The following is a 22234-nucleotide window of genomic DNA, read 5'->3' on the forward strand; positions in this document are numbered from 1 at the left end:
TTCGACAATCAGATTCTCAGCTGAAACCTCCACCGCCTTCAACTTCCCGCCTCAACTCCCCCGTACACCACATTCGACTTTAGCTCGTCGCTTCTGCGGAGAGCAAGCAACAGATCATCTCCATCCTGGCTGATTCCGAACTGCATGATCGGCTGGTAATGCACATGCTGCGAGGCGAATCTCGCTCCGTCGATCCGGTAGGGACGATTGAGAACCGACTCGCTGAATTCAGGATCGGACTGCTCGATTGGCCCGGACCGTGATTGCTTGACCAATGATTTACGGGGTCTTTTACTACCTTTCGAGTCCTCCCGCAAAGTGCGCAGGCACTTTGCTTCCTGGGCGGAATAATGAAAAAAGGCCAGCATAAGCTGACCTTTTTAAATATGGTGCCCAGGAGAGGACTCGGTCACACGAGCGCGACCCCGGCTGCGCTTGCAAGCGCAGCCTTTCGAGTCCTCCCGCAAAGTGCGCAGGCACTTTGCTTCCTGGGCGGAATAATGAAAAAAGGCCAGCATAAGCTGACCTTTTTAAATATGGTGCCCAGGAGAGGACTCGAACCTCCACGGTGTTGCCACCGCTAGGACCTGAACCTAGTGCGTCTACCAATTCCGCCACCTGGGCTTCGCTGCGAAAGCGAAGGCGCTATTGTAACCAGTTCGGCGCCGCTGTCAACGGTCCGCGACAACAAAAATCCAACGCCCGCCGCGCGCGACGCACGCTTGCACTCAACTGCCGATCACCAAAAACACCTGCGCGATCGGCGCCTTCGACCCACCCGGCACGACAGAGCGCAGCGGCTGCCCATACGTCACGCGCGCGTTGACGAAACGCGACCACTGAAAACGCACGCCCACGCCGACGCTCGACAACATGCCCGCCTGCACCTCACCCGTTTGATCGAGCTTGTTCCAAACATGCCCCGCATCGACGAATGCAAACGGCTGTAACGCGGGGCCGTCATCGCCGAAAAACGCAAAGGCGGGCGTGCGCAATTCCGTCTGCACGTTCCACCCGCGGTCGCCTTGCACGCTATACGGCTCGTACCCGCGCACCGTGTCGTCGCCGCCCAAGCCCATTTCCTCGCTCGGCAACAATGTATTCGGCGTCCACTGGAAGCGCCCGCGAGCCGAAATCATGAAACCCGCCCCAATCGACAAACTGCGCTCGGCCAGCAACTGCAAATACGTATAACGGGCCGTCGCGCCATGACGGGCGGTTTCGAATTCGCTATCGGCGTTGTCGCCGTCCAAATGCCCCGGGCTTGCGACGAGCGATACGTTCGCATGCGTCTGGCCGAGCGCGTCGCTCTTCGCCGCATCGTACGTTGCCAAGAACTGATGCACGTGCGTATTGGCATTGAAGACCTGAAAGCCGCCAAATTCCAAGTCGTTATTGGAGCGTTTGAAGTCGTAGCCGAATTGAAGCTCTTGCTGCCAACCGTCGACGAACGGCAAATACCGGTCATAACGGAAGCTGAACTGCGCCGAAATCCCCGATTGATTGAAACTGTCCCGCAGTCGCGGCGTACTGCGTGCGTACACGCCGAACAACTCGACCCGATCCAACCACGGCAGCGGTGCCGAGTAGCTGAACGAATGCGCTTCGAGCCGCGGACGGTTGGGCCGCCCCTCGATCGGCGGATTGCCTCCGAACAGATCATTGCTCGCGGTGTATTGGTACGAGATCTGTTGGTCGAGACCGAACAGGTTGCCGTAATCGATGCCGGCGAAGAACCTATCGCGTCCCAACTGCGCCACGCCGGCATCGTCGTACCCCGCGGTCACGCGAAGCGGCAAGCGATCCTGTGTTTGCAATATCACGTCGGTCGAATTCGGTGCTTGACCGGGCGCGTACACGACGTCCACACGTCGATACGGATTCGCATTCAGTAGCGCGAGCCCCTTCGCGACGTCCGCTTCGTGGATCGGCGCGCCGGCTCGCAGCGGCATCTCGCGCAGCAACTGGGCTTGCGAGAAGTAGCGGTTGCCGCGTGCGCTGACTTCGCCCAAGTGGAACTCGGTGACCGCGATGCGCACTACGCCGTCGCTGATATCCTGCTCGGGGACATAAACGTCAACGAGCGGCAGGCCCGCGCTCCTAAAACGCTCGATGACCGAGCGGCGTATTTCGGCGAGTCCGGCGAAAGTCAAAGGATGACCGATGTCGCCCGCGAAGCCGGCGAGGAACGCGTCGTCGAGTTCCGGGAGATTGACTTGGGCAATCTGCTTGCCGTCGGGGAGGTTCTGCGAACGCACGACCGTATGACCATCGTCTTTCACGAAGACGAGGCCATGCAACTGCGCAACGGCGACCTGTTGCGAATCGCTCTCCGGCGAAGGAGGCCGGGGCGGTGCGGTCGGCCGTTCCGGCGCCGGCGGGGGCGTAGGCGCGTAGTCCCGATACGATTGCGCCGCGGCAGTGGCGCTGACGAGGGCCAGCGCCGCCCCGGTCCACTTGAGTTTGCCGCCGAATGTGCGCTTCATGCGCGCGTTAGCTGCATCATTTTTATCGTCCCCGAATTTGTCGTCCCTGAATTTATCGTCCCCATACCGCGCCCGCGAATGGCTACGCGTGCTCGATGTCCTTGATTTTGCGAGCAGGCACGCCGCCGACCAACGTATAAGGCGGTACGCTTTTCGTAACCACGGCACCCGCGGCCACCACAGCGGCTTCGTGGATCGTGACGCCCGGCAAAATCGTTGCGCCCGCACCTATCCAGACTTTGTCCTCGATGCGAATCTCGTGATGATCGAGCCCGCGGCCGACATTCGGTTTGAAGACGATGTCGTGCGTCGCCGTCTCGAACGAGACGCGCGGACCGATTTGTACGTCCGCGCCGATCGAAATCTTGCTGTTGCGGCAAGCCAATCGAGTGTCGGCGTTCAAGTACGCACGGTCTCCGATCGAAATGCCGCGTATCGTCTCTTCGTTCAAACTCAGCTCGACGCTCAGCGGCCCGATGATCGTCACGTTCTCGCCGATCGCCATGCCCGCCCGGCGGTACAGGGCGGGGCGCATCCGGTTGAACGGGCCGTATGTCGGCATCGCATTGCCGAGGCTCATGAACAGGTGTCGTTTGAATGCCGTGAGTAGCTTCATCATCCCGCTTGCATTGCCTGCGCTTTGCGCTCCAACTCGCAAGCCTACCGCAGTGAAGGCGGTCGATCCCCTAACTGGCGCATTGAGCGGGATTTTTGTCGCAAATCCCGGCTTGGCGGACACGACGGACACTATTCGCCGCGTTGGTCTCACGGCCAGGCTCGAATCGCCCGGCTAGTGCGGTTTCCGCAGTCGAGCGACCGATATCGTCATTCGTCTAACTATTCCTACATTTAAAGGGTCGAAATACATTAAAAAAACGACACCGCCGTGGTCGGCTATGCGAAATGGGTTTTCGGAAATTCCTACAAAAAATATGTCGGGAACTAGGGAATTCCCTAGTGTGGTATCGGTAATTTGGCGTCGCCAAGAAGTAACAAAAAGATACGAAAATACACACCTCGGAAAGTTTGACCATATTGCGGTTTCTGCGTGCGTGCTGTCGGACAAATCCTACAGATTCTGCGTAAGCCCTACGCGATGTTCCGACTACGCTGATTTCGCCAAGATGCCCATTCGCCGATACTTTGCCTCGACAAGTTGCTGCCGCAATCGCCCGCCCCCGCGCGAGGCATCGAACAGGCAAACGTAGCGGGTCTTCCCACGAGACGATGCGCCAGGTTGCGGCTTGAAGATTTCGAATTTAGTTAGGAATCCTAACTGTTTGTCAGTTGTTCGCGGAAGGCGCCGGAGCGCGCTTTTGCAAAGCCGCTGGCCCCCATACACCCGTTTGGCGCGAGCGCGATCTCGACGCTGTAAAGAGACTCTGTAATATGAAACGACGTCAATTTCTCGGCTGCCTGACGGCGGCGGCAAGCAGCTACGTTCTGGTCGCCTGCGGCGGCGGCGGTTCAGGCGCCGGCAACGGATCGAACGCCTCGGGTGGTACCACGGCCGTTGCCAATGCCAGCACGGCAGGCACTTCCACGGCTTCGCCCAACGGTACGACCGTGCCTTCGGCCGCCTCGATCGTGGACAACGGCGCAAACGTTTGGACCTTATCGAACGGCCTCATCTACAAGAACGGCGTCAAGGATCCGAACTCGTATAACGTCATCATGCTGCTGTGGTACGGCGGCTCGGTCTACCAAGAGAACACGAGCAAGGCGTTCTATCAGTACACCGGTACGACCTGGGTTCAGTGTCTCGATCCGCGCTTGGGCGGCACCTCCGCCGACGGTACGGCGATTCCGCCCGCGTCTTACATCATCGACAAGCAGAGCAATCAATACACGCTCACGAACGGCTACATCTATAAGAACGGCGTGAAGGACCCGTACTCGTACAACGTGAGCATGCTGCTCTGGTACGGCGGCATGATTTATCAACAGGGCACGGGCGGTCAGTTCTACGTCAAGACGTGGATGAACACGTGGAAGCCTTGTCGCGATCCGCGCATCAACATGGCTGCGACGGCCGGGTCGTTCTACGGCATCAACGGTCACTACGACTACCCGTTCACGCCTACGCAAGTGGTGACGGCGCTGCAAGCGCTGGGCTGCACGACGTATCGCGTGGGGCTCGTCAACACGTCCACGCAGTTGAGCAGGGTGGTGGCGCTCGCCAAGGCGTTCCAAACCGCCGGCATGACGCTGTTCACACTGCTCGACTTCGGTCTGCGCGACTCGACGGGCACGCTCTTTACGAGCGAGTCGGCTGCCTACAGCAGCGCATACTCGGGCTCGGCGGCCATTGCCACGGCACTCGCCCCCTACGGCGTGACGATGTACGAATGCGGCAACGAACTCACGCGCGATCCGGCGATTATTCTCAACTCGGCGACGGCCGGTACGAGCAACGCAGACTTCAACAACGCGAATTGGCCGATCATGCGCGGCGCCATTCGCGGCATGATCGCGGGTATCAAGTCGGTCCAGCCCAATGCGAAGGTGGGCGTGAACTTCTGCGTGGCCGATATCGCCGCGTCTGACATGCTCTGGGACGGGATGCAGCCGGACGGCTCGGGCGGCTATCCCGCGGTACATTGGGACATCACGACGTGGCACAACTATCAACCGTACGGCGACATCTTCAATGTCGGCACGGACGGCGCCGGCCCGGGCTTCAACTTGCCGTCGTATTGCAAGGCGCGCTACGGCGTCCCGTTCATGATCACCGAATGGAATGCCAGCCCCGAACAGAACGAGACGTTCCGTTCAGGCTACGTTACGCAGCAATTGGGCGAGTTCTATGCGGCGCGCAAGACGCAAGGGGTCCAATCGGTGATGTACTACGAGTTGACGAGCGGCGATTACACCTACGGCATCGTCCTCGACGACCTCACGCCGATCCAGCCGACGTACGGTTCGTTCCAGTCGTTCGCAAAGAGCAACCCCGACAACTGATCGATAACGGCCGCCGTTCGGATCGGTGAACGACTAAGGCCCGGAGCCGTGGCGCGAGCGAATCGCGCCGCCGCTCCGGGCCTCTTTTTTTTTCGAGGCCTAGCGGCCGCTATTGGGCACGGGGCTGCCCATGCCGCGCGGCCCGCGTCGCGCAACGGGCATGCGCGGGGGCGCCGCGGGCCCGGGCCGTTGAGCGAAAGCGGGAAAAGTCACGCGCACGCGCGAGGCAAGCAGCAACGAAATAACGAGCGCGATCGGGAGCATGTTCGAGGGCGTCGTCAACCGATGCTCGGTGGCCGACATCGCCAGAAGGCAGACCGACGCGAGTTCGACGAACCGGTAAGCGACGAAATTCCGGCCGTTCTCGCGTGCCGCCGCCCATGCGCCGCGTTGGCACCAGCCGACGAGGCGCCAATAAAACGCGAGCATCAGCGCAAGGCCCACGACCCCCGTTTCGGCCAGTAGGTTCAGATACGAGTTGTGCGCGTGCGAATCGCTGTGCTCGGCGGTTACGCCGACCGCTCGTCCGAACGCGCCGAAATAATTGACGACGAGTCCGATCGTATCGTCGAACGACCCGAAGCCCATCCCGACGATCGGGCTTTGGCGGAAGTAGGCGAGGGCGCGCGGCCACAGCCACTCGTACCGAATATCGAGGTTGGCGACTTTTTCGTCGGGGTTCTCGATACTAAACTGGTAGCCCATGTAATCGGTCGAGCCATGCGTATGAAGGGCGGCGATCGTGAGCGATGCGACGATCAGCGCGCCGACCATCGTCGCGAGCATCCAGCGTTTGCGGCCGAATATCACATAGGGCAGCAGCACGATAATGCCGAACATGGACCCGCGGCTGTAGGTCGAAAACAGCATCAGGGCGTTCAGGCCCATCAGCGCGAGCAGCGAGCGGCTGCGCTTCATCGAATAGCAGGCAAGCCCCAAACACAGCAAGATCGCGAGGAAGCCCCCCGCCGCATTGCGTGCAATGAAGTAACTGCCGAACGTATCGGAAGGATGCCGGAAGATCGTCAAGATGCCGTTTTGCGCGACGTACCAAAGGTAGTAGGGCGCGTTGATGAGTATGGCGAACACGTAAAAGCGCCGGAGGATCTTGTTCAGGTCCCAGCGGTGCACGTAGACGCAACCGGCCAGAATCGGGATGTACGAGACGAAGAAGTTGCCGTCATGGCGGTAAAAGTCGAACTCGAGAAACGATTCGGGGTTGTAGTAGAGCGTTGAGAAAAGGGCGAACGCGCCGAAGATCACGAGGGGCGTGATGAAGGCGGGGTAGCGGCGCCCAAAGAACCGCCACCCGCACATCAGGATCGGGACGAACCCGATCGCGCTGACCGGAACGAAATTCGTGACGCTGAAAATCAGCGCGATCAGGGAAACGTAGGCCACTCGCGTTCGCCCTCGACTTACTTGGTGACGATTGCCGCCGTCAAGCCGGCATTGATCGCAGGCAACAGCAAGCTCAACACGCGGTTGAAGCGTACCAGCGGGCCGTTGTCGACGTAGACGACGTCCTTCGGCTGCAGGTCGAATTGATTGGCCAGCAGCATCGAAACGGGCGAGGCCGAATCGAGGTGGTACACGAGCGGCTTGCCGTTTTCCTCGCGGATGACATAAAGCTGCCGCGGGTTCGCCGTGCCTTGGTTGATAAAGCCGGCTTGACTCAGCGCATCGCTGAGCGTGAGCAGCCCATCGGTGGTCGGCGTCGCCGCGATCGGCTTATTCACTTCGCCCAGCACGTAGGCCTGGTTTTGATCGCGCGAGGTCACGCGCAACATATCGCCTGGCTGGAGCAAGATGTCCTGCGGGTTCTTGCCGTTGGCCGTCATCAACGAAAGATTGATCGGATAGGACGTGCCGTTGCGCGTGAGCATCAAGTGGGAGCGATCGGCGTTGGCCGTGAAGCCGCCCGCACGATTGATCGCCTCGGTCAACGTCATCGGAATGTCGTTGATCGCTTCGCCGCCGGGGGTGCGTACTTCGCCGTCCACGTACACTTGGGACGAACGGAATGACGCCACGCGTACCGTGACCTGCGGTTCACGGAACTCCTTGGCCAAATCGGCCCGTACCTCGCGCTGAATTTCGCCGATCGTCTTGCCCGCTGCATGGATCGGACGCGACAAATACGGGAAGCTCAGATTGCCTTGATCGTCGATCACGAAGCCTTGCGTCGGATCGGTCGGCTTGTTGTTCTGCACTTGCTGACCGAGCGCCGCCGCGAGCTCGGGGTGATCCCACACCGTGATTTGCAGCACGTCGCCGGGGCCGAGCTTATAGGGGCCCGGCTTGGCGAACAGATCGAGCTGGTTCGCAACTTGCATCTGGCTGCCGCCCGCGTTCAACTGTTTGATCAAGTTCAGATCGATCGGCACGATCGGAATCTGCTCGGCCTCTTTGACCGCGCCGTCGGGCGTCGTCGAAACGGGAAGGGACGCCGGTGTCTCCATATGCTGGCCCGGAACCGTCGAGCACGCGGCGAGCAGCGCCGAGAGCGCGGCGAGTAGCGCCGTGCAACCCTTGGCCGCGCGCGCGCGCGTCGTATGACCGGTCTGAGCAAGCTGTTGTACTGTCGTTTTCATTGTTTGGCACTCCATGCATCAATAAGCGTTCGTGTGGCGCAGGCCCTTGAAGATCGTCGCAAGGATGATCCGCATATCGAGCCGGAACGACCAGTTGCGCAGGTAGTAAAGATCGTGGGCGACGCGCTGCTCCATCTTCTCCACACGCTCCGTTTCACCCCGGAAGCCGTTCACCTGCGCCCAGCCCGTGATGCCCGGTTTGATGCGATAGCGATGGATGTAGCCCTGAACGATCGGCTGGTAGAGGTTGTCGTGCTCAATCGCGTGCGGACGGGGCCCGACCACCGACATCTCGCCGCGCAGCACGTTGATGAACTGCGGAAGCTCATCTAGGCTGGTGCGGCGAAGGAATGCGCCCACGCGGGTCACGCGCGGATCGCCTCGCTTGGCTTGTTCGACCACGCCGGCCTTCTGTGCATGCACGCGCATCGAACGGAATTTGTAGATCGTGAAGACGCGGCCGTCCACGCCTTTGCGGCGTTGCTTGAAGAAGACGGGACCGGGCGAACTCAGCTTCACGGCGATCGCGATGGCGATCATCACGGGCGCCAGCGCGATCAGCGCCGCGGCGGCGAACAGCCGATCGAACAGGTCCTTCTTGATGAGCGCGCTCGGGGGAACCGGAGAGGCGATCAAATTGATCGTCGGCAATCCCAGCAGATTGGTGACGCTGCCTTCGAACAGCGAGAGCGTGCGCACATCGGGCATGAAGCGGATATTGACGAGGTCGTTCTTAAATTCGTTGACGAGCTTCAGAATGGCGGCTTCCTCGGCCAGCGGCAATGCGAGCCATACTTCGTCGAGGTCGTTTTCTCGTACGAATGAAGCGAACGCTTCGTGATCCTCGAACACGGGAATTTCCGGATGCGCGAGCGGCGCCGCGCCGGGCTTCGTGTTGTAGATCGCGGTGGCGCGAAAGCCCGTGGTGGGCGCGATCTCGATCTTACGAATGATGTCGTCGCAATGGCTGCCGCAACCGGCAATGGCAACCTGGTGCAAGTTCATGCCGGCCGTGCGCATGCGGGCGAGGACGGCATGCATCGACAGCCGGCCGCCGATCATGCCGATGCCCGAGAGCAGCGTCCAATACCCGAACCATAGGCGCGATACGAGGTTCACCATATGGAGCGAGAACATGAGCGCCATGTCGCCTACTTGAACGAGCGCCCAGGCGAGCGCGACTTGACGGATCAGTGCGCGTTTCGAACGGCCGCGCCACGATTCGTATACGCCGAACGTCGGGAATACGAGCAGCGACAAAGTGGCGGAAAAGGCGACGAAGGCCCAGTACAGGCGTCCGTCGGCAACGTCTTCGAATCGCAACTGCGATGCGATCAGGGCGCCCAGCACGATCATGCCGACGTCGAATACCCGCGCCCATAGGTCTTGCAGTCCACGCATTTGTTTACTCCCAACCTGTGATCGTCCGCGCTCGCCGTGCGGCGAGCGCGCCGTCGCGACGCGAGCGCTCGCCCATCGCCCCAGCGGTTGACGATGGGGCGTTTGGCAAGCGATGCCGCGTCCGCCAGTGATCCATACGCCGATCCCTCCGGCGAATATGCCGAGCTACTGACTCAGCGCGTGCTTGCGATAGACGGTGGGCGAGACGCCGTAGCGTTTGCGGAAGAGCCGCCCCAAACGGTCGCCGTTGCCCATGCCGCAGCGTCTGGCGATTTTGTCGACAGGCAGCTTGGTGCCTACGAGCATCGCGCAGATCGCCTCGAAGCGAAGCTGCATCAAATACTCGAGCGGCGTTACGCCGAACTCGCTCTTGAAACGCCGCAGATAATTGCGCACGCTCATGGCCGCGACGGCCGCGGCATCGGATACCGAAATATCGCTGCCGAAGTTCTCGCGCATCCACCGCGTGGATTCGTGAATTTTGTCGACGGTGGTGTTCAAGCTCGGCGTCTCGCTGCGCGTCTTGACGACCTCGCCGACGGACGGCGGCAGGCTGCTGGCGATCCGAAGCGACATATCTTCGCCGTGATCGGACGCAATCTGCGTCAGCGCCATTTGCGCGGCTTTTTGATTCAAGGCCCACGCCGGCATCGAGCCGGAACCGATCCAGAAGACGGGCACGCTTGGACGCGCGTGCGCGCCGATATCCACTCCGAAGGAGGATGCATGGCGCACGGCGGCCGCATGCGCGGGCGAACCGGAGCCCGATAGCCAGCGCGCGAGCTGCACGTCGAAGCCCGATGTCACACGGACGTCGTTGCTCGCGACGTATAACGCATGAAAATCGCCGACCGAATACGCGTCGAGCCGCTGCGTCATCACGGCGATCGACGACGAACTGGTGACGGGCCCCCCAAGCTTGGACAGCAGCGACACTCGGTATGGCGGCTGACCGCTCGAAAAGCGCATCAGTGCGTTGGCCAATTGAAAGACCTCGCTGATCACGCCCGTCGTAAACAGACAGTGACCGTCGAAGATGAGGATCCCGATATGGCGCGCGTCTGCGAGCGAGGTCATTTCTCGCCGCATGACGTGCGGTGAAGTAAGTACAGTGGCGCGATCCACGAAGCTTTCCTCCGCATGGTGAACACACATAGGGTGTTGCGGTGCATCATCGGTAATCATCATGATGCCACGTCGATTTTTGTAGAAAAAGCTGGCCGAAATCGACGTGTATTTGGCGCCAGTGGTCGCCTCTCGAAAATATATGCGCGGTAGTATTTTTTATATTTTTGTTAAAAATTTTTACAAACTCGGATTTTTTTCGTGCAACCCCTCGAACGGGGCAAGCATAAGCCTGAAGGCCTTGTCAGGACGGGCTCGGTAAAAAGTAACCCTAATTAATCGGAAAGATTGTCGATTCGCATAATTGCATCGATCTGCCATTTACCGATCTTAAGCGTTCGGGCATTCGTAATGTTTCTCCACACTCGACTAAATCGGTCAACACATCGGGCTTTTGCGACCATCGGGATTGCGCATCGGTATGACTGGCTATGCTTCACAGCAACATGAACCCAAGCGGTGGGTCGGGCCATCTTTGCGCGCCGTCGCCGCACTTCATGCTCATGGACCCACTAGGAGAACAAGCTGATGAGTACTCCTGTTGAAACGAGGGAGAGGCCCCGTGTGAACGGTGCGGCGACGCAGTTGCGCGCACCGCACACGCTGGCCGCGCAGCAGGCGCTGCGAACGCGCGCTGTCGTGCTCGCGGGCGGCTCGGGCACACGGCTATGGCCGCTCTCGCGCAAACACTTCCCGAAGCAGCTCGTCGACGTGCTAGGGGCGGGATCGTTGCTGCAGATGACGGTCCGGCGGCTGCAGCGGCTCGCGGATGTCGAACTCGCGATCGACGAGTCGCCGATCATCGTGTGCGGCGCCGAACACCGCGCCGTTAGCGCGCAGCAGTTGGAACAGCTCGGCATTCGTGCTCGCTTCATCATCGAGCCGAGCGGACGCAATACGGCGCCGGCGCTTTCGCTCGCGGCGCTTCACGCGCTCGAGGACGGCGGCGACGCCGTGCTCGCCGTCATGCCGGCCGATCACATGATCGCGGACGTCGCCGCATTCCAGCGCGCCGTCGCCGTGGCGTCGCGCCATGCGGAGCGCGGCGCGATCGTGACGCTCGGTATCCGGCCCACGCGCGCGGAAACCGGCTACGGCTATATCGAACCGGGCGACGAGGTGGAAGACGGCACGGCGCGTAAGATCGCGCGCTTCGTCGAAAAACCTCCGATCGAAGTGGCGCGTTCTTACTTGGCCTCCGGCAAGTATTTCTGGAACAGCGGCATTTTCGTAGTGCGTGCAAGCGTCTGGCTCTCGACTTTGCAGCAGATGCAACCCGACACTTACGCGGCGTGCTCGGCCGCTTACGAGGCGGGGCAAGACAGCGCGGGGGGCTTTAAGCCGCACGAGCAATTGTTCGCGGACGTGCCGTCCGATTCCATCGACTATGCCGTGATGGAAAACTTGGCGCGCGGCGGAGACGTCGAGGGTGTCGTCGTGCCGCTGGACGCCGAGTGGTCCGATTTGGGCTCCTGGGACTCCGTGTGGGACGCGCTGGGCAAGGACGAAAACGGCAACGTGGCCTCGGGCCGCGTACTGATGGAAGACGCGAACTCGTGCTACGTGCGCGCCGAGAGCCGGCTCGTGACGTGCGTGGGCGTGTCGGATCTCGTGGTCGTCGAAACGGCCGATGCGGTGCTCGTCGTCGATCGTTCGCGCGTGCAAGACGTGAAGCGCATCGTTGGACGCATCGCGGATCAGCAAGGCCCCGAAGTCGATGCGCACCGCAAGGTGCAGCGTCCGTGGGGATGCTACGACTCGATCGACAAGGGCGAGCGCTTCCAGGTGAAGCACATCGTCGTCGAAGCCGGCGCGCAGCTCTCGCTGCAACTGCACCACCATCGCGCCGAGCACTGGATCGTCGTACGCGGAACCGCGCTCGTTACACGCGGCGAAGAGCAGTTCCTGCTCGGCGAAAACCAATCGACCTATATCCCGCTCGGCGTCAAGCACCGGCTCGAAAACCCGGGGAAGGTACCCCTTGAACTCATCGAGGTTCAATCGGGCGCCTATCTCGGAGAGGACGACATCGTCCGTTTCGAGGACGTCTACGGACGCGCGAACTGAACGGCGCGGCCGCGAGCGTCATCGGCGCGAGCGGCCGCGGCGCGTTTGCCGGAGGAGCATACGTGGCAACCGTTTCTGAACTCGATCCATGAACGTTTACGACGCTGCGTTGGAGCATGTCCGAAATTCGATCGCGACGGCGGAGGTGCTGGGTCTGAAGTCCTGCGCCATTCTCGTCTCCGATCTGAAGCTCGTGCTCGAGATGCTGGAGGATGCCGTACGCAACCAGCAGGGCGGCACGCAACATAAAGCGCAATAGAGGCGGACGCGATCCTGACGACGCTTTCATTTTCAAGGACGACGCCAGTGAATGATTTGGCTTTGAATTCTCTTTACGTGCAAACAAGCGGCGAACGCAGCCAAATGTCGGCACGCGATATGTTGAGGCTCTTGCGCGACCACATTTTGGAGGTGCTGGGCGTCACGCTATTCGTGACCGCGTTGGCGCTTGCCTACGTGTTTCTCGCGACGCCCGTGTACGAGGCCGATGTGCTCGTGCGCGTGGATCAAACCGAACCGAACGCGCTCGGGCTTTCGTCGTTGAACGGACAGCAGGGCCAGCAATATACGCCGCCGCCGCCGTCGCCCTCGGCGGAGATGGCCGTCATGCAAAGCCGCTCGGTGCTCGAGCCCATCATCCAGAAATATCGGTTCGACGTCACGATCACCCCGAAGACGTTGCCGTTGCTCGGCCCCCTTGCGAACCGGTTCGCAACGCCCGGACAGCCGTCGGGCGCCTGGTTCGGCATGCGCTCCTATGCGTGGGGCGGCGAGCAAATCCATATCGGTCAACTCGACGTGCCGCATTCGCTCGAAGAGCGCGATTTGACCTTGACCGCGCTCGACGGCGGCCGCTACGAGCTTAGCGGTCCCGGCGGCACGATTTTGACGGGCAAGGTCGGCGAACTCGCGCGTTCGAGCAATGGCGTCTCGATGCTCGTGACGCAGCTCGTGGCGCGGCCCGGTACGCAGTTCGGCGTCAAGCACTGGGCGATGCTCGATGCGATCAAACGCTTCAGCAAGGATCTGAAGGTTAGCGACAAGGTGAAAGACACGGGCCTCGTGCAAATCGCCTATACGGATTCGAATCCCGGCATGGCCGCGGAGATCGCGAACGCGATTTCGCAGCAATATATGACGACGGCCGTGGCCACGCGCCAACGCAACGATACCGCAACGCTCGCCTTCATCACCAAAGAGCTGCCGCGTCTGCACGCCGAGCTGGAGCAAGCCGAACAAGCGCAGGCGTCGTATCAAACGACGGCTCAATCGATGCAGCCGACCACGGAAGCGCAAGCGTATCTGCAAGGCGGCATCGACTTCGACCGCCGCATCGCGGATCTGCAGATCCAACGCACGCAGTTGCTCGACAAATACACGCCCGACAGCCGCTGGGTGCGCAATATCGATCAGCAGTTGAGTCAATTGCAAGCGCAAAAGGAGCAGTTCAATGCGCGCTTCAGCGCGATGCCGGCGTCCGAGCGTAAGAACGCCGACCTGGCGCGTAACGCGAAGGTGGCCGAAGCGGTCTATCTCGGCATGACGCAAAAGGCGGAGGAGCTCTCGGTGCGCCGCGCCAGCACGACCGGCGGTGCCCACATCGTGGACGAAGCGGAAGTGCCGTTCAAGCCCGTGAAGCCCGAGCCGCTGTTGATTTTGCCGGGCGGCGCCGTGCTCGGTCTGTTGCTCGGCACGATGTCGGTGTTCGTGCGCCGCCATGTGATGACGGGCGTGACCGATCCGCTTTTCGTCGAGGCGCGCCTTGGCGTGCCGCTGATGGGGGAAGTGTTTTACAGCCAGCAGCAAATCCGCCTCGACCAAGAGATCGGCGCGCTGCAACGGCGCTCGTTGGCCTCGCGCAGCACGGCCGGGACCCCTGCGCGGCTCCCGCACCAAGTGCCGGTCGACGCGCGTACGGCGGCCCCGGGCGCCGGCGTATCGAAAGTGCTGGCGGACCGCTATCCCGACGATCCCACGATCGAAGCGTTGCGCAGCGTGCGTACGGCGCTCTCGCTCGATCTCGCTCATGCGCCCAACAACATCGTCATGATGGCCGGGCCGACGCCTTCGGCGGGCAAGAGCTTCGTGGCCGCGAATATGGCCGTGCTGCATGCGGAGGTGGGCTCACGTGTACTGCTGATCGATGCGGATATGCGCAACGGCCACCTTGCCTACTTCTTCGGCCAGCCGAATCGCGGCGGGCTCTCGGAGGTGCTCAAGGGCGCGATGCAGCCGCATGAGGCGCTGCGCCGCACGAGCGTGGAAGGATTGACGCTGATGTCGTGCGGCAGCCGCATCACGAACCCCGCGGCGCTGCTCATGCGTCAAAACTTCCGCGCGATGCTGCAGCAGTTCTCGCGCGAGTACGACCTCGTCATCGTCGATACGCCGCCGTTCCTCGTCGTGACCGACGCCGCGATCATCGCGGGCGATGCGGGCGCAACCGTGCTCGTGCTGCGCTCGGGCATGCAGAGCGAGGAGGAAATCGCCGAGACGGTCAGGAAACTCGAGCGCTCGGAGGCGCGCGTAACGGGCGCCGTGTTCAACGCGATTCCGCCTACCCGCAGTCACCGGTATTACGGCTATTACGGGTCGGGCGACGATACGGAACCGGTGTTCGACGCGCAAGCTTGAGTGGCGCCGGCCGCGTGCGCGCGGCCGCGCCGGACAAATCATTTAGGAGCACTATGCATCTCGTGGTCAACGGCAAGTTCACCGCGCAACGTCTGACGGGCGTTCAGCGCGTGGCTTACGAGCTGATGCGCGCGGTCCGATCCAATCAAACGGCCGCCGACGAGATCGAGGTGGCCGTCCCCCGCAACGCGATCGCATCGGCCTCGCCGATCGAGCGCCTGCGTCCCGTGCCGTGGCTCAAGGGCGATCTGTGGGAGCAAATCGCGTTGCCTTTGGCCACGCGCGGCGAGTTGCTGCTGAGCTTGTGCAACAGCGGGCCGGTTTTCAAACGGCGCCACGTGGTGATGGTCCACGACATGGCCGTCTACGATACGCCTCACACGTTCTCGTGGACGTTCCGTACCTGGTATCGCGTCAAGTTTTCCTTGCTCGTCCGCCATGCCCCGATTCTGTTGACGGTGTCCGATTTCTCGAAGTCGCGCATTTGCGCGCTGCTCGGCGTGGAAGAGTCGCGAGTACGCGTCGTGCGTCCGGGCGCGGATCATTTCGAGCGGATCGTTCCGGAGCCGGCGATCGTCGAACGCTTGGGTCTGTCTGGCGTGAAGTACTGTGTGATCGTAGGCAGCCTCGATCCGCGCAAGAATCTCGCGCGCGTGCTGGCCGCGCTCGGCCGGCTCGGTCACTTGCGCGACGTGAAATTCGTCATCGTGGGCGGCGCCAACACGCGCGTTTTCGCGCAGGCGGGCGCGCCGCATCTTGCCGCGGCGGCCGGCGGCGAGACCGCGCAGATCGTACGAGCCGGATACGTTTCGGACGCCGAACTCAAGGCGCTTTACGAGCATGCCGCCTGCCTAGCCTTTCCGTCGCTATACGAGGGCTTCGGGTTGCCGCCGCTCGAGGCGATGTATTGCGGCTGCCCGGCGATCGTCTCCCGGCACCCGGCCTTGGCCGAAGCGTGCGGTGATGCAGCGATGTATTGCGATGCCGAATCGGTCGAGGATATCGCGCAAAAGATGGAACGCATGTTGACGGACGATGCGCTGCGCACGCGCTATAAGCAAGCCGGCTTGCTGCATACGCATGCTCACGGGTGGGATCGCGCGGCGCGCGAATTGACCAAGATTCTGAGAGGGGAGACATATGAAACAGGGCCTGCGATCGCCGTTCGATCGGCCGCGTAGCGCACTGCTGAGCAATGAGCGACGTGCATGACTGAGCAGTTCGAATTTTCCCGCCGCCGCAGAGCCTTGCTCGCGGCGATGGCGGCCGGCGGCGCGGTAACGAGCGCCGGCCCCTCGCTGGCGCGCGTCGCGCGCGCGTCGATGGCATCGGGCAATGGCGAGCGCCGGATGTCACAGTTGATCGGCGCTAACGGCTGGCCGATGACGCCCGCCGACGTTGCGATGTGGAAAGCGATGGGAATCGGCTGGGGCCGCGATTCCGTCGGGCCGGGGCAACGCAACGCCCCGGACGATCCTGTCGAGGTCGATAAAACCGGCGCTGCATTCGACCATGACCTGCCACCCGTGATTCTGCAAAACAAGCGTAACGGCATCGGCTCGCTTTTGTTGCTTGGCTATACGCCGAAATGGAACGCGAGCGTTCCGGGAGATACGCGCTCGGCGCCGAAGGACGAAAGCGTATGGACGCGTTACGTCGAAACGGTGGTGCGCACGTACAGCGCGCCCCCCTATAACGTGCGCTATTTCCAAATCTGGAACGAGGCGGCCGGGCGGTTATCGGGCGGCGCCGCGCAGGCGACGTTCTGGCATGGCCGGAATTTCAGTGCGCGGGCCGAACAATCGAAGCCCTACGACCGCGCGATGCAAGATTACGTCGAGCGCGTCCACGTGCCGGCGGCCCGCATCATCCGTCAGTACGGCGGTTATGTCGTGTACGGCGGCTGGCCCGATCAGGGCGGTCTCGATACCTACATGCAATGGCTCGAGTATCGCAGCCCGGCGGTGAGCGCGCGCATGCTCGACTGGGTCGACTATCTCGACACGCATTACCTCGGCGTCGAAGCGTTGACCCCGCTGTACGAGCGCTATGTCGCGAACGGGCCGGCGCGCGGCATCTGGCAGACGGAAATCGGCGATCGCTACATGAGCGATCCCCATTACCTGCCGATATATTTCTTCAGATTCGCGGTATGGGCGTTGGGCCACAATTGGAACGACCCCAACAAGTATGTCTCGATGGTCTACCACTGGGACGGGTTCGAGCCTTATCGCTTGACGCACAGGGGCAACCCGCGCACCTACAACGTATCGGGCAAATCCCTCGTGGTGCTGAACAAAGTGGCGGGTGCCGCGCTTGACACCTTCGACGGTCGTCTTATCTTCGGGCAAGGCGCATCGGGGCTCGCACTGCGCTCGGGCAGCGACATCGTCATCCAAGTGCGCGCCAACGCGGGGCCGGCAACGGTCAGCGTCCGCGGACTGTCCGGCATGCAAGCGGACCGCCTCGACGTGACGATGGTGGATGCCTTGACAGGCGAGATGGCCGATCCGAGCGCCATCTCGGCGAGGCTGGATGGTACAGCCCTGTCGATCGATTTTCGGATCCCGCCAGCCGGGAATGGAGGAGACGGCGCGACGTCCGCGCAACTAGCGTATCTCGTGGTTTCGCCGCGCTCGGCCACGTGATAAGAAGGAGCGGCATTTAACTATAATTACAGGAGATCCGACGTGAATGAAGTTGAAGCAACCCGGCGCTTGCCTGCCGGAGGGGGCAGGGCGGCAGCGCGCATCGAACCGAGCGGCGCGCAGCCGTGCGAAGCCGGTGTCGGCGCCGCGCACTCGGCGCAGCAAGCGTCGGCTAGGCCCGTGCTCTATCGCGCCGTGAAGGCGCTTGCACGCACGGCTAAACGGTTTTTGCCCGACTACGCGGTCGTACAAATCCAGCATCGGCGGCAGATGGGACGATGGGCCAACCTGCACGCGCCTGAGCAATACAGTGCGATGATCCTACGCCGGTGCCTGGATCCGGATCTGCGGTGGGTGGAACTGACCGATAAACTCGCGGTGCGCGAATACGTGCGGAAAAAGATCGGCGATGCGCATTTGATTCCGCTGATCGCCGTGCCCGAAACGTTCACACGCGAGGTCTTCGATGCGCTGCCGACCTCGTTCGTGATGAAAGCGAATCACGGGTGCGCATTCGTCGAGGTCGTGCGCGACAAGTCGACGACTTCGTTCGAGGCGTTGAACCGGCTCGCGCAGCAATGGCTGTCGACCGACTATTACCGCATCTTGCGCGAACGCCACTATCGCTTCATCAAACCCCGGCTTTATTTCGAACAACTGCTCGTCGACGGCGCGGGCAAGATCCCGGCCGACCTAAAGGTGCACGTATTCGGCGGCAGGCCCGAGGGACCACGAATTCACACGATGATCATCGCGGACCGGTTCGGCGACGCGCGCGGCGACATATACGACGAACATTGGCGTCGGCTGGACGTGCGCTTCGGACGCTACCTGCCGGGCGACGCGCCCGTGCCGCGGCCGGCCAACTGGAGCGAAATCGAACGGATCGCCACCCGCTTGGCCGAGGATTTCGCGTACGTGCGCGTGGACCTCTATTCGACCGGCGATCAGGTGTATTTCGGCGAGCTGACGTTTACGCCCGGAGCGGGACGGATGCGCTTCGTACCGGAGAGTCACGAATACTTCTGGGGACGTATGTTGAAGGAGTCGATCGACGGCTTCGAGCGCATGAGGCGTGCCGGCCGCCGGTAAGGATTTGCGCCTTGAGAATGCGGGGCCATCTGCTAGTATCCGAAGCAAAAGCATGCGCATGCGGTATGGGACGTGCTAGCGAAGGAGACCTGCGATGGGTACCGAATCAGGGTGTACCGGCGAGTTGGTCGAGATTTTGCTCGTTGAAGACAGCCCCACCGATGTCATGATGACGCGCGAGGCGTTCGAGTATCACAACGTACTCAATCCGCTGCACGTGGTCGAAGACGGCGTCGAAGCGCTCGCTTACCTGCGTCGTGAAGGGGCCTATGCGGGTAGCCGGTTGCCGGGGCTCATCATTCTCGATCTCAACTTGCCTCGCAAGAACGGTCGCGAAGTGCTGACCGAAATCAAACGCGATTCGTCGCTTAGGTGCATACCAGTGGTCATTTTGACCACATCCACCGCCGAGGAAGACGTGCGAAGCACGTACGACGGCTACGCGAATTGCTACGTAACCAAGCCCGTCGATTTTCAAAAATTCGGGCAGGTGGTGTGCGCGATCCGCCAATTCTGGTGCGGCGTCGTGACGCTGCCGCCGCAAGCGCGATAGACGCCTCTCGCACCGCCTAATCGGTCAAGACCTCGGGGTTTTTAGCCCGCTTCGGGCCATTCCCATTTGTGTCGCATATTCTGCAATGCAACACAATGGGCCGGTGAGGCAAGGGCGCAGCGGCGCAACGATCGGTGCCGCCCAGGACCGAATAATTTTTCAGCGAACGATTGAACGATTGCCAAAAGGAGTTGCGTGCCGATGAAGTCCGTCACGATCGCGATCTGCAACTATAACTACGAGCAGTTCCTTGCCGACGCCATCGATTCCGCCTTGGCGCAGGACTATCCCGCGACGCGGGTGCTCGTCGTCGACGATGGTTCGAGCGACGGCTCGCGCGAGGTCATCGCGCGTTACGGCTCGCGCATCCGCACCGTGCTGAAAGAGAACGGCGGCCAGGTCTCGGCGTACAACCGCGCTTTGGAGGAGGTCGACACCGAGTACGTGATTCTGCTCGATGCCGATGACTTGTTGTATCCAACGGCGGTGACCGAGGTCATGCGCCGCTTCGACGGCGGCGATTACGCGAAGGTGCAGTTCAGGCTCGACGTCATTTCGCGTGACGGCACGGCCACCGGCGTGACGGTGCCGCATTCCGACGCGCCGGCCGACTGCGGAACGCTGCTGCGCCAAGGGTGGCTCTATCCGTCGCCGCCCGCCTCGGGCAACGCATATAAAACCGCCGCGCTACAGCGGTTCTTCCCGATTCCCGAAACGTCCGAGGGCCGTTACGGCGCCGATTTTTTTGCGATTTACGGTGTGGCCCTCGTCGGTCAAGTCGCCTCCATTTCTCAGTCGTTAGGCGCGTATCGGGTCCACAAATCCGCGCCCCAGGATGTTTCGTTCGCGAATTCGGAGAAGAACACCAAGGCCCCGAGAGCCTATTTGGCGCGCTGGGGTGCCTTGCGCTATGTCGTGCGCCAACGCCTCGGCGTCGACTTGCCGGAGGCCTTTCATGACTTTTCGCATGAGAAAGCCATTTTTTGCAGCGAGGTGTATGGCGCACCGTTGATCGAACGTTGGCGCTGGTTTGCTTTCGAATCGCGCGACTACTTGCACTCGATCGTCGCCAATCCTTTTTGGGGCGTGGCGAAAAAGCTCGCCACCATCGGCCTATCGTGCCTATGCCTCTTTCCGTACGCGCCGCTCTCCGACTACGTGGTGCGCTTCATTTCCAATCCGCTAGCACGCCGCGGTAGCGCCGCCCACTGAGTTGCGTGGGCCGGCGGGTCCGGCGTGACGTGTCGCGTCCCAATGGCGGCGCCTATGAAATATTGCTATGGACAAGAAAGAGAACACCCGCGTACTCGTTTTCGTGTACGTCGGCTACATCATGAGGTACTTGTACCTCCTGGTGGTCATCCCGTTCTATGGGCGTGTGCTCGGCGTGACCGAGTACGGCCGCGTGCTCGCGGCCATGTCGTTGATGAACGTCATTTGGATGCTCGTAAGCTTCGGCTTCACGTTTGTCGGCATGCGCGACGCGTCGCGTGCGCATGAGAAGCACGAACACAACCAGATCTTTTCGCTGCATACGAGTGCCCGGATATCGATGGGCACACTCGGCATTCTGATCGGCCTCGTCGCGACGTTCTGCTCGCCCGTGCTGTCGGAGCGGCCGGTGATCGGCATCTTCGCGACGTTGCTCGGCGTGATCAACGGATGCAACGTGAGCTGGCTGTTTCAAGGCCGGCAGCACTTTCGCACGCCGATCATGCTCGAAGTCGTGGGCTTCGTCTTGAGCCTCGTGCTTGTGCTGCTGCTCGTTCACGGGCCGTCCGATTCGACGATGGTGCTCGCGAGCTTGCTGGTGGCCGGGGTCAGCACGACGGCGATCGCCTACCAACTGACCGTGAAGGATCTCGGTTGGCCGCGGCTGCGGCTGCGCGGCATCGCTGCGCTGATGCGCGATTCGACGATGCTGTTTCTCTACTCGACGGGTTCGGTCGTACTCACCTCCGCGTCGACCTACCTGCTCACGCTGCTCTCCACGCCGACGCAAGTGGGTTATTACGGCGCGGCGGAGCGGTTTGCCACGATCGGCCTGAGTCTCATGGGGCCCGCCTCGCAGGTGTTCATCCCGACGATATCGAGGCAGATCGCGCAAAACGACCACCACGGCGCACGCGTGACGACGAGGCGCGGCGCCACGTTGTTGCTCGGATACGGGTTCCTCGCATTGGGCGGTGCGCTCGTGCTTTCCCCTTATGTATTGCCGCTGATCCTAGGCGCCGCATTCAAGCCGAGCGCCCATGTACTGCAATGCTTCGCATGGATGTTTCCGTTTTCGGCGTTCAACCAGTTCGTCGGCTTCTATGTCTTGTTGCCGCGTAAGAAGGATCGGCTCATGGCCGTCGCGGGACTCATGTCGGCGGCGGCCAATCTGACGTCCGCGCTCTTGCTCGCGCCGCATTTCGGGGCGGTCGGGATGGCGCTCGCGCGCGTAATCGGCGAAGGGACGCTGTCGCTGACGTTGCTCGTCTTCGCGTGGCGGACCGGCTTGCTCGGCGCCATCTTTGGGCGGGCCGCGTCCGGCGAGGAGTCGAAGCGTCAGCCGTCATCGGACGGCGGGCGCGACGATCGCGTTCGCGGCATCAGCCAACTCGTCGAGCAAAACGATTCGACGTAGCGTATCGGCGCCGGCGCCGGCTTCGCGAGCACGGCCCGCGGTCA

At 61.8% G+C, this 22234-nt stretch carries 17 protein-coding genes and 1 tRNA gene; 10 read left to right on the forward strand and 8 right to left on the reverse strand.

Translation table 11 applies throughout. The features are described 5' to 3' along the window. Positions 1-38: 38 nt before the first annotated feature. The 4 genes from DXT59_RS07225 to DXT59_RS31430 form a co-directional block, all read right to left on the reverse strand. Entirely contained in the window at positions 39-368 is a 330-nt protein-coding gene (locus tag DXT59_RS07225) for a hypothetical protein (RefSeq protein WP_116136242.1), read from the reverse strand. Between the two features lie 169 nt (positions 369-537). Continuing rightward, positions 538-624 (reverse strand) — tRNA-Leu (locus DXT59_RS07230). Positions 625-728: 104 nt separating this feature from the next. Then, entirely contained in the window at positions 729-2486 is a 1758-nt protein-coding gene (locus DXT59_RS07235) for a ShlB/FhaC/HecB family hemolysin secretion/activation protein (RefSeq protein WP_116136243.1), read from the reverse strand. Between the two features lie 82 nt (positions 2487-2568). Beyond that, positions 2569-3105, reverse strand: coding sequence for an acyltransferase (locus tag DXT59_RS31430; RefSeq protein WP_116136244.1), 537 nt, complete (start codon positions 3103-3105; stop codon positions 2569-2571). A 770-nt stretch (positions 3106-3875) separates the two neighbouring features. Between DXT59_RS31430 and DXT59_RS07245 the strand changes: the two genes are divergently transcribed. Further along, the gene (locus DXT59_RS07245) at positions 3876-5447 is read left to right on the forward strand and encodes a hypothetical protein (protein ID WP_116136382.1); all 1572 of its coding nucleotides are present in this window, start codon (positions 3876-3878) and stop codon (positions 5445-5447) included. A 99-nt stretch (positions 5448-5546) separates the two neighbouring features. Here the strand turns inward: DXT59_RS07245 and DXT59_RS07250 are convergent, their stop codons facing one another. From DXT59_RS07250 to DXT59_RS07265, 4 genes are all read right to left on the reverse strand, one after another. Beyond that, a complete protein-coding gene (locus DXT59_RS07250; RefSeq protein WP_116136245.1) occupies positions 5547-6848 on the reverse strand; it encodes an O-antigen ligase family protein in 1302 nt (433 codons plus the stop codon). 17 nt (positions 6849-6865) lie between these two features. After that, positions 6866-8041, reverse strand: a complete 1176-nt coding sequence (locus DXT59_RS07255) for a polysaccharide biosynthesis/export family protein (RefSeq protein ID WP_205417386.1) — start codon at positions 8039-8041, stop codon at positions 6866-6868. 18 nt (positions 8042-8059) lie between these two features. After that, the gene (locus tag DXT59_RS07260; RefSeq protein ID WP_116136246.1) at positions 8060-9442 is read right to left on the reverse strand and encodes an undecaprenyl-phosphate glucose phosphotransferase; all 1383 of its coding nucleotides are present in this window, start codon (positions 9440-9442) and stop codon (positions 8060-8062) included. A 165-nt stretch (positions 9443-9607) separates the two neighbouring features. Beyond that, complete coding sequence (locus DXT59_RS07265; protein ID WP_162877988.1) at positions 9608-10519, reverse strand: helix-turn-helix domain-containing protein; 912 nt, start codon at positions 10517-10519, stop codon at positions 9608-9610. Positions 10520-11095: 576 nt separating this feature from the next. On the opposite strand from DXT59_RS07265, the gene DXT59_RS07270 reads away from it, so the two are divergent. The 9 genes from DXT59_RS07270 (at position 11096) to DXT59_RS07305 (ending at position 22190) form a co-directional block, all read left to right on the forward strand. After that, positions 11096-12634 (forward strand): mannose-1-phosphate guanylyltransferase/mannose-6-phosphate isomerase, encoded by a 1539-nt coding sequence (locus tag DXT59_RS07270; RefSeq protein ID WP_116136248.1) that lies wholly within the window; start codon positions 11096-11098, stop codon positions 12632-12634. Positions 12635-12722: 88 nt separating this feature from the next. Further along, positions 12723-12893: a hypothetical protein gene (locus tag DXT59_RS30490; RefSeq protein WP_162877989.1), complete on the forward strand. Its 171-nt coding sequence runs from the start codon at positions 12723-12725 to the stop codon at positions 12891-12893. A 47-nt stretch (positions 12894-12940) separates the two neighbouring features. Further along, entirely contained in the window at positions 12941-15268 is a 2328-nt protein-coding gene (locus DXT59_RS07275; protein ID WP_116136249.1) for a polysaccharide biosynthesis tyrosine autokinase, read from the forward strand. A 53-nt stretch (positions 15269-15321) separates the two neighbouring features. Beyond that, positions 15322-16449 carry a glycosyltransferase family 4 protein gene (locus tag DXT59_RS07280; protein ID WP_116136250.1) on the forward strand — a complete coding sequence of 376 codons (1128 nt, stop codon included), beginning with the start codon at positions 15322-15324 and terminating at the stop codon, positions 16447-16449. A gap of 27 nt (positions 16450-16476) precedes the next feature. Next, positions 16477-17916, forward strand: a complete 1440-nt coding sequence (locus DXT59_RS07285; protein WP_162877990.1) for a hypothetical protein — start codon at positions 16477-16479, stop codon at positions 17914-17916. Between the two features lie 42 nt (positions 17917-17958). Beyond that, a complete protein-coding gene (locus tag DXT59_RS07290; protein WP_240324432.1) occupies positions 17959-19008 on the forward strand; it encodes an ATP-grasp fold amidoligase family protein in 1050 nt (349 codons plus the stop codon). A 94-nt stretch (positions 19009-19102) separates the two neighbouring features. Then, entirely contained in the window at positions 19103-19561 is a 459-nt protein-coding gene (locus tag DXT59_RS07295; protein WP_116136252.1) for a response regulator, read from the forward strand. Between the two features lie 201 nt (positions 19562-19762). Continuing rightward, positions 19763-20773 (forward strand): glycosyltransferase family 2 protein, encoded by a 1011-nt coding sequence (locus tag DXT59_RS07300; RefSeq protein WP_116136253.1) that lies wholly within the window; start codon positions 19763-19765, stop codon positions 20771-20773. Between the two features lie 67 nt (positions 20774-20840). Beyond that, entirely contained in the window at positions 20841-22190 is a 1350-nt protein-coding gene (locus DXT59_RS07305; protein WP_116136254.1) for a lipopolysaccharide biosynthesis protein, read from the forward strand. Positions 22191-22234: the final 44 nt, after the last annotated feature.

It is taken from the genome of Trinickia diaoshuihuensis (assembly GCF_003390925.1).
GTDB classification, from domain to species: domain Bacteria; phylum Pseudomonadota; class Gammaproteobacteria; order Burkholderiales; family Burkholderiaceae; genus Trinickia; species Trinickia diaoshuihuensis.